Source organism: Polaribacter sp. BAL334 (genome assembly GCF_015767435.1).
In the GTDB taxonomy this organism is placed as follows: domain Bacteria; phylum Bacteroidota; class Bacteroidia; order Flavobacteriales; family Flavobacteriaceae; genus Polaribacter.
Map to the genome: position 1 here is coordinate 25,796 of NZ_JADWOV010000227.1, position 18,294 is coordinate 44,089.

Consider the following 18,294-nt stretch of genomic DNA (forward strand, 5'->3'; position numbering starts at 1 on the left):
TACCTTATTTTCTTAAAATACAATCTTCACTTTTGCTTCTTTGATATTTTTATACTCTATTGTTGCTGTTTGTTCAACAGTCATTTTTCCTTTTCCTTCTAATTTTGGCACTCTTGCTTCCCAAACCAATACTATATTCTCTTCATTTACAGCAACCAAAGTTCCTTCAATTTCCTCTTCGTTTACTGTTTTTACATTCAATATTCTATCGATATTCTTTATATATTGTCTTTGTAGTTTTATGGGTTTTGAAATATCAGGAGTAGAAACTTCCAATGCAAAATCTTCAGCTTCTCTATCCAAATTGTGCTCCACATTTCTACTAATTCTAATACATTCACTCAATGGCACACCTTCATCACCATCAACAATTACTTTGATTTTATTCGCTTCAGAAATTGAAAGATCCACTAAAAATAGCGTTTCATTTTCCGCTAATGCCTCCTCAACTAAATATCTTACTTTGGCTTGATCCATGATTACTTTTTACTAAATACTACTAAAAAAATAATTCCTTTAGATATAAAAAGAGGGGACTTTAAGTCCCCTTCATTCTCAATTTTCCTTATTTTTTCGCTGCAAATATACTAAATGTTTATGATTTACCAAATGGATTGTAATTCAAATCTTTTTTGTAATTTTCAAAACGCAATTCTGTTTTATCAAAACCACCAACCATGAAAACAATTTTAGTTCCCATTGATTTTTCAAAATCGTCAGAATTCGCCTGTAAAATGGCTGCAAAAATTGCCAAAAAATCGGAAAGTACTGTGTATCTTCTTCACATCATTGAATTGCCTTCTGGCATGGCAGACATGGGTTCAAGAAGTAATTTTAGCATTCCTGAAAGCATGTTGTATTTGCGTAAAATCAGGGAACGAATTATTGATTTTAAAGAGCGTTTTTTCTTGGAAATCCAAGAAGTACATCATTTAATTCGTTTTCAAAATCCATATGAAGGAATTTTGGCTTGTGCAGAAAAAATTGAGGCTGATTTAATTATTATGGGTTCTAAAGGTCATTCTGATTTTGAGGAAATTTTGATTGGTTCTAATACTGAAAAAGTAGTTCGAAAATCTACAATTCCTGTGCTGGTTGTCAAAAAAGACAATGAACATATTGAATTTAAGAATGTTGTTTTTGCATCAAGTTTTAAAAATGAAGACAAAAAAGATGTTTTGAGAAAATTATTAGAAATCGCATTTATTTTTGAAAGTACTATACACCTTTTAAAAGTAACAACACCTTCTAATTTTGAAAGTACGTATGATGCAACTCAAAAAATAAAAGAATTTGTTACCGAATTTGACTTGCCAAAACACAGCATTTCTATCTATAATGATGTAACTGTAGAAAAAGGGATTCTCAATTTTTCTCGCGAAATCAATGCTGATTTAATTGCATTGAGTACGCATGGCAGAAGTGGATTGTCGCATTTATTTTCGGCGAGTGTCACCAAAAATTTATCGAAAAGTGGTTTAAAACCAATGTTGACAATTCGTGTTTAAGAAGATTTTGATTTCTCTTTTTTAGGATTATACATCACAATAATTTGAACTACAATTGCTAAAAAAATCAAAATATAAATTTCTATTTGAGTGAATAATTCAACTTTATCAATGGCTTTTTGACTGATGGACATTTGTCTTCGTCCTTCATTTAATTGAATTTTAGTCAAATCGTATAAATTATCTTTAATTTCAAAAATAAGAGTAAGTTTGGTTTCTTTTTCTTTGAAATCATTTTCCAAAATGGAAGCTTCCATTTTTGATAAAGATTGAATGTTATCTTTAAAATCATTGAATACATTTCGCTCTTCAACTGTTAATTTTGTTGCTTCATATCTTTCAATGAAACCTTGCATTTTCTTATCTATATTGCTATTTTTTTTGGCGTAAAATTCAGTATTTGAAAGTACAATTGCCATTTCTTTTTCTTGTACTAATTTTGCCATTTCAAAAATCAAATCATTCACAACAAGTCTGTCTTCGTAAATAGAAACCACAGAATCTTTGACTCTTGTAAAATTATTTTTATCAATCAAATTGGTAATTACAATCAATGCAAAAACCATTAAAATTCCTAAAGTCCATTTAATTTTATCGAAAAAAGTCATGTTTTGAAATTTATACATTTCTTACAAATATAGAAAAAAGCCACCATTTTCATTTTTGAAATAGTGGCTTTTAACAATTCTATAAGTTTTGTGTTTTACAAAATATAATCTGTATTGATAAAATTAGACGATTTTGTATCTAATAATTCTTGCAAAATTTTATTGTTGTAGGCAGAATCTTTGGAAGCTACAAAAGTTCGAATTGAGAACGAACGCAATGCATCATAAACACTCAATGTTGCAACTGCTGAGTCTTTTCTTCCTGTAAAAGGATACACATCTGGACCTCTTTGACACGAACTATTCAGATTTACTCTACAAACCAAGTTCACAAGTGTATCAATCAAAGGTGCTAAGGTTTTTACATCACTTCCAAAAACACTTACTTGCTGACCATAGTTGGATTCAGCCATATCATTCAAAGGTTCTTGAATATCTTTGAAAGAAAGTACAGGAATTACAGGTCCAAATTGCTCTTCTTCAAAAACACGCATGTTTTTAGAAACGGGATACAACACTGCTGGAAAAATGTAATTTTCAGTGGTTTTTCCTCCTTTTTCATTGAGGATTTTTGCGCCTTTTTTAGTAGCATCATCAATCAATTCTTGAATATAAGCAGGTTTTTCTGGCTCTGGCAAAGGTGTTAAAAGAACACCTGTTTCCCAAGGATTTCCAAATTTTAACGCATCCACTTTGGCTGCAAAACGCTTATTAAATTCGTCAACAATTGCTTCATGAACATAGACAACTTTTAAGGCTGTACAACGTTGTCCGTTGAAAGACGTAGTTCCAACAATACATTCGCTTATTGCCAAATCTAAATCTGCATCTGGCAAAACTATGGCTGGATTTTTTGCCTCCAAGCCCAACACCAAACGCAATCTGTTTTTATTTGGATGATTTGCTTGAATGGCGTTCGCAGATTTGCTGTTTCCTATCAATGCCAAAACGTCCACTTTTCCAGTTTCCATAATAGGGGTAGCCAATGTTCTTCCACGACCATAAATAATATTTACAACACCTGCTGGAAAACTCGTTTGAAATGCTTCTAATAAAGGAGATAATAATAAAACACCGTGTTTTGCTGGTTTGAAAATGGCAGTATTTCCCATGATTAACGCAGGAATCAACAAAGCAAATGTTTCGTTCAAAGGATAATTATAAGGTCCTAAACACAAAACAACTCCCAAAGGTCCTCTTCTGATGTGCGCATACACTCCTGAATTTTTTTCAAACTTGGCAGAAGTTCTGTCCATTTTTTTATAATCTTCAATCGTATCATAAATATATTCTACGGTTCTATCAAACTCTTTTTGTGAATCTGGTAAGGTTTTTCCAATTTCCCACATCAATAGTTTTACGATTTCTTCGCGCTTGGTTTTCATTTGCGAAACGAACTTTTCCATAGCTGCTATTCTATCAGCTACTTTCATTGTTGGCCACAAACCTTGTCCACGATCATAGGCTTTTTCAGCTGCATGCAAGGCTTCTAATGCTTCGTTTTCGCCCAAATCAGGCACAGTTCCTAATAACGTTGGTTGGTATTCTTTGGTGGAAGAAATTGTTGAAAAAACATTGGCTGTTTTTCCTTTCCATTCTTTCAAAATACCATCCACTAAATAGGTGTTTTGATGCAATAAAGCATCGATTTTAAACTCATTAGGAATTTCTTTAAATGTAATTTCCATAGAATAACTTTTGTGTTTTAGATATCAAATTAACAAAAAATTAGTTCGCTTTTTTTAGTTTATCAGATAAAAATCATAAAAAATCACGAAAAGCATTTCGGATTTTACAATAAAAAAAGCATCTTTCACGCAGAAAAGATGCTTTTTTAGTTTTGAATATTCCTGATAAATTACACTGTTTTTACCACTTTCATTGCAGTCATGGAAGCTCTTAATTTCTCTCCAATTTTTTCTACTGGATGATTTCTAATTGCTTTGTTTACAGCAATTAATTGTTTGTTGTCAACATCATTTTTGGTGGTGAATTTTTTTCCAATCACATCTGTAGAAATGGTTTTCATAAAATCAGCCAACAAAGGTTTACAAGCGTGATCAAATAAATAACAACCATATTCTGCAGTATCAGAAATCACACGATTCATTTCGTATAATTTTTTACGAGCAATAGTATTTGCAATTAATGGTGTTTCGTGCAATGATTCGTAATACGCAGAGGCATCAATAATTCCAGATTCAGTCATAGATTCGAAGGCTAATTCAACTCCTGCTCTTACAAAAGCAACCAATAAAGTTCCGTGATCAAAATACTCTTGTTCTGAAATTTCTTGAGAAGTAATCGTTTGTTTTTCAAAAGCAGTTTCGCCAGTAGCAGCTCTCCAAGTCAATAGATTTTTATCATCATTTGCCCAATCTTCCATCATAGTTTTTGAAAAATGACCTGTCATGATATCATCCATGTGTTTTTGAAATAATGGACGCATGATGGTTTTTAATTCTTCCGAAAGTTCAAATGCTTTTATTTTTGCAGGATTTGACAAACGATCCATCATGTTTGTGATTCCTCCATGTTTAAGGGCTTCAGTAACTGTTTCCCAACCATATTGAATCAATTTTGCTGCATAACTTGCTTCAATTCCTTCAGCCACCATTTTATCAAAAGACAAAATAGCACCTGTTTGCAATAAACCACATAAAATGGTTTGTTCACCCATCAAATCAGACTTTACTTCTGCCACAAATGATGATGCTAAAACACCCGCTTTGTGACCTCCAGTTGCAACTGCATACGCTTTTGCTTGTGCCCAACCTTTGTTTTCTGGATCGTTTTCAGGATGCACAGCAATCAAAGTTGGCACGCCAAAACCACGTTTGTATTCTTCACGAACTTCTGATCCTGGACATTTTGGAGCCACCATAATTACGGTTAAATCTTTACGGATTTGCATGCCTTCTTCTACAATATTAAATCCGTGAGAATAACTTAAAGTAGCGCCTTTTTTCATCAAATGCATTACTGAATTCACCACGTTTGTGTGTTGTTTATCAGGAGTTAAATTGATGACCAAATCTGCAGTTGGCAATAATTCTTCATAGGTTCCTACTGTAAATCCGTTTGATGACGCATTTACAAATGAATCTCTTTTTTGATCAATGGCAGCTTGTCTTAACGCATACGAAATATCCAAACCTGAATCTCTCATGTTTAGACCTTGGTTCAAACCTTGTGCGCCACAACCTACAATGACTATTTTTTTTCCTATCAATGCATTTACGCCATCTTCAAATTCTGAAGCGTCCATAAAACGACATTTTCCTAGTTGTTCTAATTTTTCTCTTAATGTTAATGTGTTGAAATAATTTGACATTTTTTTGGTTTTAATTGTTGTTGAATGCTTGAAGCATTTTTGATATTTTCATTTCGTCTTTGGTTACAGCAATTCTTCCTGAACGTGTATACTGCATGATGCCAAAAACAGCTAATTTTTCGTATAAATCTTTTAATTCTTCTCTTTTTCCTGATTTTTCGAGCACAAAAAACACCTTGTTGACAGTGACAATTCGTGCATTGCTTTCTTTGATGATGTTTTGAATTTGGCGTTCTTCAAACAACAAATCTGATTTGATTTTGAACAAACCCGAAACTTGATAAATCGTTTCTTCTTCTGTGTGATAAAACGCTTTGATTACCTCCACTTGTTTGTCAATTTGACCGATTATTTTTTTGATGCCAACTTCGTCCATATATACCACAATTGTGAATCTTGAAACGCCTTCAATTTCTGATGGAGAAGTATTTAAACTTTCAATATTGATGTGTCTTCGTTGGAAAATTGCCGAAATTCGATTGAGCAATCCAATGTTGTTTTCCGTATAAATGGATACTGTGTATAATTGTTTTTCCGTGTTCATTTTAGTATCATTATTATCATTTTTGATCAAATTTACTGAATCTTTCAATCCATCCATTTTCTATAATTGGTTCTGCTTTTAGCATTTCGCTTATTTCCACTAGATTTACTTTTTGCTCATTTTCTTCAAAATAAAGTTTGAATTGTTCATTTTCTTCAAAAATTTTTAAAAAATTAAAAAGAACAGCCTCTGTATTTTCTCTTAAATATCTTTTCATTATTAAAAAATCTTGTTCTGGAAGACTTTTAAATAATTTAGAAAAGTCATTATAAACTAGAGGAACTTGTTCCATTTGTTTCAAAACTATTAAATGATTGATAGAAGGATCAAAGCAATCATTTATTAATTTTTTACCAAATTCATCTAAAACTTCTTTGTTTGATTTCATATTATTTTATCCATAAAATCTTTATACAGAGAAAAACAATTATTGATACTAAACATTAATATTAACATATCTGTTTAAATGGAAACTGTGTATAATTAATTTCTGAGTTCATTTTTTTTAAGATGTTAGAAAAAAGATGCAAGAAAATAGACTTTAAAGCCTTATTTCTGAACAAACTCTTTTCTCTTTATTCTTGATTCTTCCCTCTTTATTCTCTTTTCTATTATTTACTCCAAACGAATATCAGAAACACTCGCTCCAGAAGGAATCATAGGAAAAACATTGTCTTCTTTTTCCACACAAACTTCTAGAAAATAAGCTTCTTTACTTGCCATCATTTCTGCCACTGCAGGCGCTAATTCTTCGCGTTTGGTAACTTTTTTTCCCTTGATATAATAGCCTTCAGCAATCGCTACAAAATTGGGATTTACCATTTCTGTAGAAGCATATCTTTTGTCAAAAAACAGTTGTTGCCATTGACGCACCATTCCTAAAAAATCATTGTTCAACACCACAATTTTTACAGCCGCTTTTTGTTGAAAAATCGTTCCCAATTCTTGAATGGTCATTTGATACCCTCCATCACCAGAAATAGAAACCACTTCACGATCTGGAGCTGCCATTTTTGCGCCAATAGCTGCTGGCAATCCAAAACCCATAGTGCCTAATCCACCAGAAGTAATGTTACTTTTTGTAACGTTAAAATCAGCATATCTGCAAGCAATCATTTGATGTTGACCAACATCGCTCACAATGGCTGCATTTCCTTTGCTTTGAATATTGATTTCTTTCAAAACTTCGCCCATTGTCAACCCTTCTTTGGTTGGATATAAATCGTTTTTGATGACTTTTTCGTATTCAATGGCATACAAATCTTTGAATTTTTGATGCCATTCTGGATGTGAATTGGATTGTAATAAAGGTAATAATAGTTCTAAACTTTCTTTGGCATCACCCAAAACAGCAATGTCTGTTTTTACGTTTTTATCCACTTCAGCAGGATCAATTTCAAAATGAATGATTTTTGCTTGTTTTGCATACGTGTTCAAACTTCCAGTAACTCTGTCATCAAAACGCATTCCAATGGCAATCAATACATCACATTGATTGGTTAGGATATTTGGCGCATAATTTCCATGCATACCCACCATTCCCACATTCAAAGGATGAGAAGTGGGTATTGCAGAAGCACCTAAAATCGTCCAAGCTGCAGGAATTCCTGCTTTTTCAACAACTGCTTTCAATTGATTTTCAGCTTTGCTCAAAATAACTCCTTGTCCCCAAACAATGAATGGTTTTTTTGCAGCGTCGATGAGTTTTGCAGCTTCTTCAACAGTAGCAATATCCGTTTTTGGAACAGGATTATAACTGCGAACTTTGGTGCATTTTTCATACGAAAAATCAAATTCGCTAAACTGAGCATCTTTGGTAATATCTATCAAAACAGGTCCTGGTCTGCCACTTTTTGCAATGTAAAAAGCTTTGGCAATGACACTTGGAATGTCTTCTGCTTTTGTAACCTGACAATTCCATTTGGTAATTGGCGTAGAAATTCCTACGATATCTGTTTCTTGAAAAGCGTCACTTCCTAACAAATGAGAAGCTACTTGCCCTGTGATACAAACCATAGGCGTTGAATCTATTTGAGCATCAGCAATTCCTGTAATTAAATTGGTTGCTCCAGGACCAGAAGTTGCAATGGCAACACCCACTTTTCCAGAAATCCGTGCATACCCTTGTGCTGCATGAGTTGCACCTTGTTCATGACGAGTTAATACATGATGAATTTTGTCTTGAAATTTGAACAATTCATCATACACTGGCATAATTGCGCCTCCAGGATACCCGTAAATAATATCAACACCTTCTTCAATCAAACAACGAACAATGGCCTCAGAGCCTGAAATTCGCATGGTGGTTTTGGTTAGTTTTTCACTCTTTGTTATGGTTTGTGTTTCCATATTTTCTATTTTGAGATGAAAGAAAAAGAAAATAGAATAAAGATGTTATCCTTATTTCTTTTCTCTTTTTTCTTGTGTCTTTTTTTTATCAGAGAAGAAAGAGAAAAGAACAAAGACTTTTGCCTTTTGTATTTTCTATATTCTTTACTCTTTGTTCTATTTTCAATATTCTATTTACAAATCAGTTACACATCCTTTGGATGCAGATGCCACTGTTTTTGCGTATTTGTATAAAATTCCTTTGTTGTGTTTTAAAGCTGGTGCAACCCAATTTGCTTTTCTTTCAGCCAATTCTTCCTCAGAAATCAGCACGTTTATGGAATTATCTTCAGCGCTAATTCTGATTTTATCTCCCGTTTTTATAAGTGCAATATTTCCTCCAGATTGTGCCTCTGGCGTGATATGACCTACCACAAAACCATGTGTTCCTCCTGAAAAACGTCCATCAGTAATCAAAGCAACCGTTTTTCCCAAACCTGCACCCATGATTAAAGAAGTTGGTTTTAACATTTCTGGCATTCCTGGACCACCTTTTGGGCCAACATAACGAATGACAACAACATCTCCTTTTGCAACTTCACCATTTGAAATTCCAGTATTTGCAGCTTGTTCACCATCATAAACTACTGCTTTTCCTTCAAAAAGCAATCCTTCATTTCCGGAAATTTTAGCGACAGCACCTTCTGCTGCCAGATTTCCATATAAAATTTGAATATTTCCTGATGATTTTAAGGCTTTGTCTTTGGGGAAAATAACACTTTGCGAATCAAATTCAATCGCTTTTAAATTGGCTAAATTTTCTGCCAATGTTTTTCCTGTAACTGTCATGCAATCTCCATGTAAATAGCCATTATCCAACAAATATTTCATGATAGCTGGAGTTCCTCCAATTCCGTGAACGTCTTCCATCAGGTATTTTCCAGAAGGTTTTAAATCGGCAATCAAAGGTGTTTTGTCACTCACTCTTTGAAAATCTTCCAAGGTAAATTCGATATCTGCTGCATGTGCAATTGCCAAGAAATGCAATACTGCATTCGTAGAACCACCCAAAGCATTTACCAAAGCAATCGCATTTTCAATAGATTTTTTAGTGATGATATCCAAAGGTTTTAAATCCAATTCCAATAAATTTTTAATTGCCAAAGCTGTTCTTTCTGCTTCCGATAATTTATGTGGATTTTCAGCAGGAATTGAGGAATTGTAAGGCAATGCAAACCCCATACATTCAATCGCTGATGCCATCGTATTTGCAGTATACATTCCACCACAAGCACCTGCTCCAGGAATGGCTTTTTTGATGATTTCCTTATATTCGTTTTCATCAATTTCTCCTGCAACTTTTTGACCTAAAGCCTCAAAAGCAGAAACAATATTGAGTTTTTTTCCTTTGTAATTTCCAGAAGCAATGGTTCCTCCATACATCATAATAGAAGGACGATTCAAACGCAACATGGAAATAATGGCTCCTGGCATGTTTTTATCACAACCAACAATCGCAATTAACGCATCATAACTTTGTGCGTTCATCACAGTTTCTATAGAATCTGCAATAATATCTCTGGAAACTAAGGAATAATTCATGCCTGAAGTTCCCATGGAAATTCCATCAGAAACTCCAATAGTATTAAATCCTAAACCTACTAAACCTGCAATGTTGCACTCTATTTTTACCTCATCTTTCAGCTTGTTTAAATGCATGTTGCAAGGATTTCCATCATATCCTGTGCTTGCAATGCCTACTTGGGCTTTTTGCATATCTTCGTCTGTCAAACCAACTGCATACAACATTGCTTGAGAAGCTGGTTGCGATTCATCTTGTGTTAATCTTCTGCTGTGTTTATTTAAATTCATGTAGTAAAAACTTCGTTTTGTTAGCAAAAATAGAATGATTGTCAAATTTTGTTAGCATTTTTTCAATAAACTCTTTTAAATCCATGTGTTGAAAAAAAATAGTAACTATTTGGTTTTTAATAATTTAATTATATTTTATTATGAAATTCAATCTTAAAAATTAGTTGATAAAAAAACCCTCTTGTCTTGAGGGAATCATACTTGATTACTGATTATTTACTTTAAATTATGGTGCTTTGACCCATGTGAATATTTTGAAAATTCAGATTGCTATCTTCTTGATTGGCAATATAATCTGCAATAAAATCCCCTACTTTTGAAGTACTTGCTACATAATTATATTTTCCTTTAATATCCTCTGTTGTGATGCCTAAAAGAATGGATTTTTCAACAGCTCTTTCTATCGCAAATGCTTCTTCGTGCAATCCTAAATGCTGCAACATCAGAGAAGCTGACAAAATTGACGCTAATGGATTTGCAATATCTTTTCCTTTCAAATGTGACAAATGTCCATGAATTGGTTTGAACAAACCACTTTTTTTACCAATAGAAGCTGATGCTAATAAACCAACTGAACCAGAGATTACACTTGCTTCATCTGCAATAATATCACCAAATAAATTTTCAGTAAGAATCACATCAAACTGTTTTGGATTTAAAATGATTTGAATGGCTGCATTGTCAACAAACAAATATTCTAAAGTAACATCTGCATATTCTTTGGCAATTTCAGTCACTATTTTTCTCCACAAACGTGAAGTTTCTAAAACATTTGCTTTATCCACTAAGGTGAGTTTTTTCTTTCTTTTTTGAGCAGATTTGAATGCCAAATGTGTAACTCTCGAAATTTCATCCACAGAATAAGAACAACCATCAAAGGCATTTTGTCCATCATCGCTCAATTCTTTGATTCCAAAATAAATACCACCAGTCAATTCTCTGTAAATCAAAATGTCTGTTCCTGAAATAAATTCTCTTTTTAGTGGCGAATTATTTAACAAACCATCATATACTTTTATAGGACGAATGTTGCAAAATAAACCCAATTCTTTGCGCAAACGCAACAAACCTTGAACAGGTGTGATTTTTGCTGCAGTATTGTTATCAAAAGTTGCATCGCCAATGGCACCAACTAAAATAGCGTCTGCTTTTTTACAAATTTCGATGGTTTTTTCGGGAAGAGGATTGCCTGTTTTTTCAATGGCACAAGCACCCATTTCAGCTTCTTTGTATAAAAAAACGTGATTGTAGGTATCTGCAATAGCATCCAACGATTTTTTGGATTGATTGATGACTTCTGGACCAATTCCATCTCCTGGAATCACTGCAATTGTAATTTTCATTGTAATTTTTTATTGAAATTTGTTTTAAAAAAGGTAGTTGAACTGTTTTTTTGGTTGATTGATTTCTCAAAAAAAGTTATGGTATTCAACTACCTCTGAAGACAAAATTTGATTCTTTTTATATCATTTCAATATTTGAGAATTCATTTACTTTTTTCATGATTCCATGAATGTCTTGATCTTTCACTTCTTTTTGTTTATCAGCAATTGATAAAAAAGTCTCGTAAGCAACATCCAATTGAACTTTAGTCAATTCATAGCCAATTTTTTTAGCTCTATACGCCAAAGCTGCTCTTCCACTTCTTGCTGTTAAAACAATGGCACTTTCAGTAACTCCTACATCTTCAGGATTCATGATTTCGTAAGTTTCTCTGTTTTTGATAACCCCATCTTGATGAATTCCTGAACTGTGAGCAAATGCGTTTGCGCCAACAATTGCTTTGTTGGGTTGCACAGGCATTCCCATACTTTCACGAACTAAAATGCTGGTATCGTATAATAATTTGGTATTGATACTCGTCTCTAAATTCAAATAGGGATGCTGTTTTAAAATCATCACCACTTCTTCTAACGCTGTGTTTCCAGCACGTTCTCCAATACCATTGATGGTACATTCTATTTGACGAGCACCATTAATCACACCCGCAATTGAATTGGCAGTTGCCATTCCTAAATCATTATGACAATGACAAGAAAGAATGACGTTTTCAATTCCTTTGACATTTTCTCGTAAATATTTCATTTTTGCTCCATATTCTTCTGGCAAACAATAGCCTGTTGTATCAGGAATATTCAACACAGTTGCTCCAGCTTTGATCACTTCTTCACATACTTTTGCTAAAAATTCGTTGTCTGTTCTTCCTGCATCTTCTGCATAAAACTCCACATCTTCTACAAATGATTTTGCATACGAAACTGCTTTGATTGCTCGTTCAATAACTTCTTCTCTGGTGGAATTAAATTTGAATTTGATATGAGAATCACTTGTTCCTATTCCTGTATGAATTCTAGGAAACTTTGCATATTTTAAAGCCTCTGCTGCCACTTTAATGTCATTTTCAACAGCTCTTGTCAAACCACAAACAGTCGCATTTTTTACAATTTTTGCGATTTCAGAAACCGATATAAAATCTCCAGGACTTGAGACAGGAAAACCAGCCTCAATCACATTTACACCTAGTAAATCTAACCTTTCAGCAATGATTAATTTTTGTTTTGTGTCCAATTTACATCCAGGAACTTGTTCTCCATCTCTAAGCGTTGTATCAAAAATTTGTACTTTATTATCTTGCATAACTTTTCTAAAGATTATCTTTGTGAACTACCAAAAGTAGCAATTGCAGTATCAATTATATTAAAATTATTGGTTTCTGCACGATATCTAAACCTTTAAAGTTATATCTTAATATATTGTTTTTTAGATAGTTATGAGCAAAAACATTACATTAGCCAATCAACAAAATGATGCCCTTTTTGTGTTGATAAAGTCATTGACAAAGTCCGAAAAAAGACAATTTAATTTGTATGTAGGAAGGTTGGGTGGCAATATTGATGCTAAGTTTTTTTCACTTTTTAAGTTTTTAGAAAAGCTAAAAGTTTATAATGAAAAGGAAATTATCAAAAGTGGCATTGTTTCCAAACAACAACTTTCCAATTTAAAAGCACATTTATACAAACAAATTCTCATCAGTCTTCGACTAAATCCTGCTCATAAAAATATCCGAATTCAAATTAGAGAACAATTGGATTTTGCAACCGTTTTGTATCAAAAAGGATTGTACAAACAAAGTTTAAAATTGCTGGATAAAGCCAAAACTTTTGCCCTCGAAAATGAAGAAAAAAACATTGCTTACGAAATTGTAGAACTCGAAAAGGTAATTGAAACACAATACATTACACGAAGTTTAAGCAACAGAGCTGACCAACTTTCTGAGCAAGCAAAAACACTTAGTCAACAAAATGTAATTGCTAGCAAGCTATCCAATTTATCATTGCAATTGTACAGTCATTTGTTACAAAATGGCTATGTAAAAAACAATGAAGAATTGGAATTTATCAACTCGTATTTTTACAGCAAGTTACCCAAATACGATTTCAATACTTTTGGTTTTAGAGAAAAATTGTGGTTGTATAAATCGCATTTGTGGTTTAGTTTTTTAACGCAAGATTTTTTACAGAGTTACAAATATGCCAAAAAATGGGTTGGGCTTTTTCAAGAAAACAAAAAACTCATTGCATTGCATCCTGTTTTTTATTTGAAAGGGAAAAATTACTTATTAGAAGCGTCCTTTTTTGTTAAGAAAATTAGCACTTTCAAAGAAGAATTGCGCACTTTTGAAGAGGATGTTGCACTAGATTATGTTCCTTTAAATACCAATACTGAAGTGTTGATTTTTCAGTATTTATATGCGAATAAATTGCATTTGCATTTCTTGGAAGCCACTTTTGCAGAAGGCGAATATTTGGTGGCAATTATCAATAAAAAAATTGAGAACTATAAAACCAGATTAGATTCGCATCACATTGTAATGTTGTATTATAAAATTGCTTGTTTGTATTTTGGAATGGGCAAAAACGAACTCTGTATCAAGTATTTAGAAAAGATTATTCATTCAAAAAATCTAAATGCTGGCGAAGATTTACAGTGTTTTGCAAGAGTGTTAAACTTGATTGCTCATTATGAATGTGGCTTAGATTATGATTTGGAAAGACAGTTTTTGGACACCTATAAATTCTTGATAAAAATGGAAAACTTACAAGAAGTTCAGAAAGAATTTATCACTTCTATTAGAGATTTGAGCGATGTTTTTCCACATGAAATCAAGAACGAATTCAAGAAAATTCATACTCGATTGAAAAAATATGAAGATCATCCTTATGAAAAAAGAGCTTTTTTATATTTGGATATTTTGTCTTGGTTAGAAAGTAAAATCGAAAATAAATCAATAGCCACAATCATTAAGGAAAAATCAAATTATATTCAAAAAAAATAGATTATCGCAATTTATTAACTCTCTTTTTCCTGAATTGACATTAATTTGCTTGTTTTTCAAAAAAAACATCATGTAAGGTTGCGAAAATAAATATAACTATTACTTTTGCTGCATGAGTTTTTCAGATTCACATAACAATCTTATTCAGATGAATGCCGTTTTTTGCAACTTCGCAAAACAAACGACTTTCACAACTACAACTACATTTACCCTTTAGGGGTTCTCACTATTTATATCAACTTATAGTTATTTTTTCGATGAAAATCGAAATAAAAATCAATTAAAAAATCAATCAAACTATTTATCCTTTAAGCGATGAAAGTATTAAAATTCGGAGGCTCCTCAGTAGCCAATTCAGAAAACATAAAAAAAGTATTACACATTGTTGAGAAAGCATCACAAGAATCAAAAATTGTTGTAGTTGTCTCTGCTTTCGGAAAAACAACGGATCATTTATTGGCAGGTGCAAACAATGCTTTACAAGATATTTCTATGGCAAAACAACAATTGGAAAGCATCAAAGCATTGCATCTTCAAACCATCAATGAATTGATTCAAAACGACGTAGAAATTGTTTTAGAAAAAGTAAACTCACTCTTTAACAGCTTATTATCAATATATGAAGGCATTTATTTATTGCAAGAATTGTCTGATAAAACCTTGGCAAAAGTGTCAAGTTTTGGAGAAAAATTGTCTTCTTTTATCATTGCAAACGCCGCAAAAGAATTGTTTGATGCTACTCATTTTGAAAGTAATAAACTCATCTTAACAGATAACAATTACTTAAATGGGCAAGTAGATTTTGCCAAAACAAACACCAATATTGTCAATTTTTTCAATCAAAATAGTCATCAAGTTACGCTTTTAGGCGGATTCATTGCTTCAAATTCTATTGGTGAAATCACCACCTTAGGAAGAGGAGGTTCTGATTATTCTGCAGCAATTTTTGCTGCTGCTTTGGATGCTGAAGAATTGCAAATTTGGACAGATGTAAGTGGCATGTTTACTGCCAATCCAACCATTGTAAAACAAGCATTTGCCATCAAAGAAATTTCGTATGAAGAAGCTATGGAATTATCACATTTTGGTGCAAAAGTACTGTATCCGCCAACGATTCAACCAGCTTTGCGAAAAGAAATTCCAATCCGAATTAAAAATACTTTTGAACCCGAACATTTTGGTACGTTAATTTCAAATAATCCAAAGAAAAATGGCGCAGTCAAAGGAATTTCGCATATTGAAAATATCAGTTTGATAACATTAGAAGGTGGAGGAATGGTTGGAATTCCTGGCTTCTCAAAAAGGCTATTTGAAACACTTTCTCAACAAAAAATCAATGTGATTTTTATCACGCAAGCCTCTTCAGAATATTCGATTTGTGTGGGGATTTATGAGAATGATGCTCCAAAAGCCAAACTTTTTTTAGAAGAAACTTTTAGTACTGAAATAGATCGTAAAAAAATAAAACCTGTTATTGTTGAAAATGATTTGGCAATCATTGCTGTGGTTGGCGAAAGCATGAAAAATCATCAAGGTTTGAGCGGGCAAATGTTTAGCGCTCTTGGAAAAAACAATGTAAATATTAGAGCAATTGCGCAAGGTTCATCTGAAAAAAATATTTCTGCTGTGATTCACAAAAAGGATGCAAAAAAGGCATTGAATACATTACATGAGCAGTTTTTTGAAGAAAAAATAAAACAATTAAATCTTTTTGTAACTGGTGTTGGCAATGTGGGAGAGCGATTTTTAGCACAATTGCATCAGCAAAAAAATCATTTGAAAGAGCATTTAAAACTCAACATTCGAGTAATTGGAATTTCCAACTCTAGAAAAATGATTTTTGATAAAAACGGTATTTCTTTATCCGATTGGAAAAATGCTCTTGAAAATGGGGAATCCACTAGTTTGGAATTGTTTTTTGAAAAAGTGAAAGAAATCAATGTTAGAAACTCCGTTTTTATTGATAATACTGCCAATGAGCATGTTGCGAATATGTATCATCACTATTTAAGAGAAAGTATTGGGGTGGTTACTTGCAATAAAATTGCTTGCGCGTCAAATTTAGAGAATTATAAAAATTTAAAGACAATTTCTAGAAAATACAATGCTCCATTTTTGTTTGAAACCAATGTGGGTGCAGGTTTACCAATTATTGATACACTAAAAAATTTGATAAATTCTGGCGATAGCATTCATAAAATTCAGGCAGTTTTATCAGGAAGTTTGAATTTTGTTTTTAATAATTTTACTGAAAAGACTTCGTTTCATGATGTTGTTTTGCAAGCCCAAAAAGAAGGATATACTGAGCCAGACCCAAAAATTGATTTGAGCGGCATTGATGTTTCTCGAAAAATATTGATTTTAGCGCGCGAAAGTGGTTCAAATTTAGAGTTAGAAAACATAGAAAATAATTCATTTTTACCTTTAGAAAGTTTGCAAACAACTAATAATGATGAATTTTTCAAATCTTTAGTGAACTATGAATCTCATTTTCAAAATCTATTTCAAAAAGCATCTGAAAAAAATTGTCGATTGAAATACGTCGCTCAATTTATTGATGGAAAAGCCAATGTGGGTTTGCAAGAAATTCCTGCTGAACATCCTTTTTATAATTTGGAAGGAAGTGATAATATTGTCTTATTTTTCACAGACAGATATTCAAAAAATCCCTTGTTGATAAAAGGAGCTGGAGCTGGAGCAGAAGTTACTGCTTCTGGAATTTTTGCAGATGTGATACGAATTGGAAATAATTAATTACGAATTACGAATTAGGAATTACGATTGATTAATTACTAATTTTGAACTTTAAATTTTAAACTTTAAACTCTAACCCTTTGGACTATCTAAAAATATTTTCCCCAGCAACAGTTGCCAATGTCTCTTGTGGATTTGATTCACTTGGATTTGCAGTTGATGCAGTTGGTGACGAAATGACTTTCACAAAAACCATCGAAAAAGGCGTGAAAATCACTCAAATTACAGGAGCCAATTTAACGTATGATGTTGATCAAAATGCCGCAAGTGCCGTTGTAAAAAAAATGCTCCTTGAAGCCAATGCTGACTTTGGAATTTCATTGACCATTCACAAAGGATTTTCGCCAGGAAGTGGTTTGGGAAGTAGTGCTGCAAGTGCTGCAGGTGCTGCTTTTGGCGCAAATCAATTTTTAGAAAAAAGGTTTTCTGAACTTGAATTGACAAAATTTGCCATGTTTGGAGAAGAAGTCGCTTGTGGTTCGCAAATTGCTGATAATGTAGCCGCTGCAACATATGGTGGATTTATTTTAGTGAGAAGTTACCATCCGTTAGAAATCATCAAATTACCTGTTCCTGAGGAATTGAGAATTGTGGCAATTCATCCACAAATTGAAATTAAAACCAAAGATGCAAGAGAGGTTTTACCTTTAGAAATTCCATTGAAAGACGCAGTAACACAATGGGCAAATGTGGGTGGATTAATTGCAGGTTTGTATGCTGAAAACTACGAATTGATTGGGCATTCTTTGGTGGATATTATTGTAGAACCTTATCGCAAAAAACTCATCCCTTATTTTGATTTGGTAAAAAATAATGCCCTAAAAGCAGGTGCTTTAGGCGCAGGAATCAGTGGTTCTGGACCTACTATTTTTGCACTTTGCAAAGGAGATGAAATTGCCGAAAAAGTATTGGATGCCATCAAAAATAATTATGAAAATACAGGAATTGAAGCCACTGCATTTATCTCAAAAGTGAATAAAGAAGGCATAAAAATTCTTGAAAAAATTTAA

At 32.8% G+C, this 18,294-nt stretch carries 14 protein-coding genes; 4 read left to right on the forward strand and 10 right to left on the reverse strand.

All coding sequences use genetic code 11. The features are described 5' to 3' along the window. Positions 1–12: 12 nt before the first annotated feature. A complete protein-coding gene (gene rimP / locus IU405_RS02110; RefSeq protein WP_197436961.1) occupies positions 13–477 on the reverse strand; it encodes a ribosome assembly cofactor RimP in 465 nt (154 codons plus the stop codon). A gap of 200 nt (positions 478–677) precedes the next feature. Here rimP and IU405_RS02115 point away from each other — a divergent pair, with 200 nt between their 5' ends. After that, positions 678–1,508: a universal stress protein gene (locus IU405_RS02115; RefSeq protein WP_197436962.1), complete on the forward strand. Its 831-nt coding sequence runs from the start codon at positions 678–680 to the stop codon at positions 1,506–1,508. On the opposite strand, the gene IU405_RS02120 is transcribed toward IU405_RS02115, so the two are convergent. The 9 genes from IU405_RS02120 to IU405_RS02160 all read right to left on the reverse strand — a co-directional run bounded on the left by IU405_RS02120 (position 1,505) and on the right by IU405_RS02160 (position 12,831). Next, positions 1,505–2,116: an MCP four helix bundle domain-containing protein gene (locus IU405_RS02120; protein WP_197436963.1), complete on the reverse strand. Its 612-nt coding sequence runs from the start codon at positions 2,114–2,116 to the stop codon at positions 1,505–1,507. The genes IU405_RS02115 and IU405_RS02120 overlap by 4 nt on opposite strands. 95 nt (positions 2,117–2,211) lie before the next feature. Next, the gene (locus tag IU405_RS02125) at positions 2,212–3,804 is read right to left on the reverse strand and encodes an NADP-dependent glyceraldehyde-3-phosphate dehydrogenase (protein WP_197436964.1); all 1,593 of its coding nucleotides are present in this window, start codon (positions 3,802–3,804) and stop codon (positions 2,212–2,214) included. 170 nt (positions 3,805–3,974) lie between these two features. Beyond that, on the reverse strand, positions 3,975–5,450 hold the full coding sequence (gene ilvC, locus IU405_RS02130; RefSeq protein WP_197436965.1) for a ketol-acid reductoisomerase: 1,476 nt from the start codon (positions 5,448–5,450) through the stop codon (positions 3,975–3,977). A gap of 10 nt (positions 5,451–5,460) precedes the next feature. Further along, positions 5,461–5,994 carry an acetolactate synthase small subunit gene (gene ilvN, locus IU405_RS02135; protein ID WP_197437003.1) on the reverse strand — a complete coding sequence of 178 codons (534 nt, stop codon included), beginning with the start codon at positions 5,992–5,994 and terminating at the stop codon, positions 5,461–5,463. 16 nt (positions 5,995–6,010) lie between these two features. Then, on the reverse strand, positions 6,011–6,382 hold the full coding sequence (locus IU405_RS02140) for a hypothetical protein (protein WP_197436966.1): 372 nt from the start codon (positions 6,380–6,382) through the stop codon (positions 6,011–6,013). Between the two features lie 227 nt (positions 6,383–6,609). Next, a complete protein-coding gene (gene ilvB / locus IU405_RS02145) occupies positions 6,610–8,343 on the reverse strand; it encodes a biosynthetic-type acetolactate synthase large subunit (protein WP_197436967.1) in 1,734 nt (577 codons plus the stop codon). Positions 8,344–8,517: 174 nt separating this feature from the next. Beyond that, a complete protein-coding gene (gene ilvD / locus IU405_RS02150; protein WP_197436968.1) occupies positions 8,518–10,194 on the reverse strand; it encodes a dihydroxy-acid dehydratase in 1,677 nt (558 codons plus the stop codon). Between the two features lie 221 nt (positions 10,195–10,415). Then, positions 10,416–11,537 carry a 3-isopropylmalate dehydrogenase gene (gene leuB / locus IU405_RS02155; RefSeq protein ID WP_197436969.1) on the reverse strand — a complete coding sequence of 374 codons (1,122 nt, stop codon included), beginning with the start codon at positions 11,535–11,537 and terminating at the stop codon, positions 10,416–10,418. Positions 11,538–11,655: 118 nt separating this feature from the next. After that, positions 11,656–12,831, reverse strand: a complete 1,176-nt coding sequence (locus IU405_RS02160) for a 2-isopropylmalate synthase (protein ID WP_197436970.1) — start codon at positions 12,829–12,831, stop codon at positions 11,656–11,658. A 133-nt stretch (positions 12,832–12,964) separates the two neighbouring features. On the opposite strand from IU405_RS02160, the gene IU405_RS02165 reads away from it, so the two are divergent. The 3 genes from IU405_RS02165 to IU405_RS02175 all read left to right on the forward strand — a co-directional run bounded on the left by IU405_RS02165 (position 12,965) and on the right by IU405_RS02175 (position 18,294). After that, the gene (locus IU405_RS02165; protein WP_197436971.1) at positions 12,965–14,530 is read left to right on the forward strand and encodes a hypothetical protein; all 1,566 of its coding nucleotides are present in this window, start codon (positions 12,965–12,967) and stop codon (positions 14,528–14,530) included. Between the two features lie 315 nt (positions 14,531–14,845). Further along, complete coding sequence (thrA, locus tag IU405_RS02170; protein ID WP_197436972.1) at positions 14,846–17,284, forward strand: bifunctional aspartate kinase/homoserine dehydrogenase I; 2,439 nt, start codon at positions 14,846–14,848, stop codon at positions 17,282–17,284. 80 nt (positions 17,285–17,364) lie between these two features. Next, on the forward strand, positions 17,365–18,294 hold the full coding sequence (locus IU405_RS02175) for a homoserine kinase (protein ID WP_197436973.1): 930 nt from the start codon (positions 17,365–17,367) through the stop codon (positions 18,292–18,294).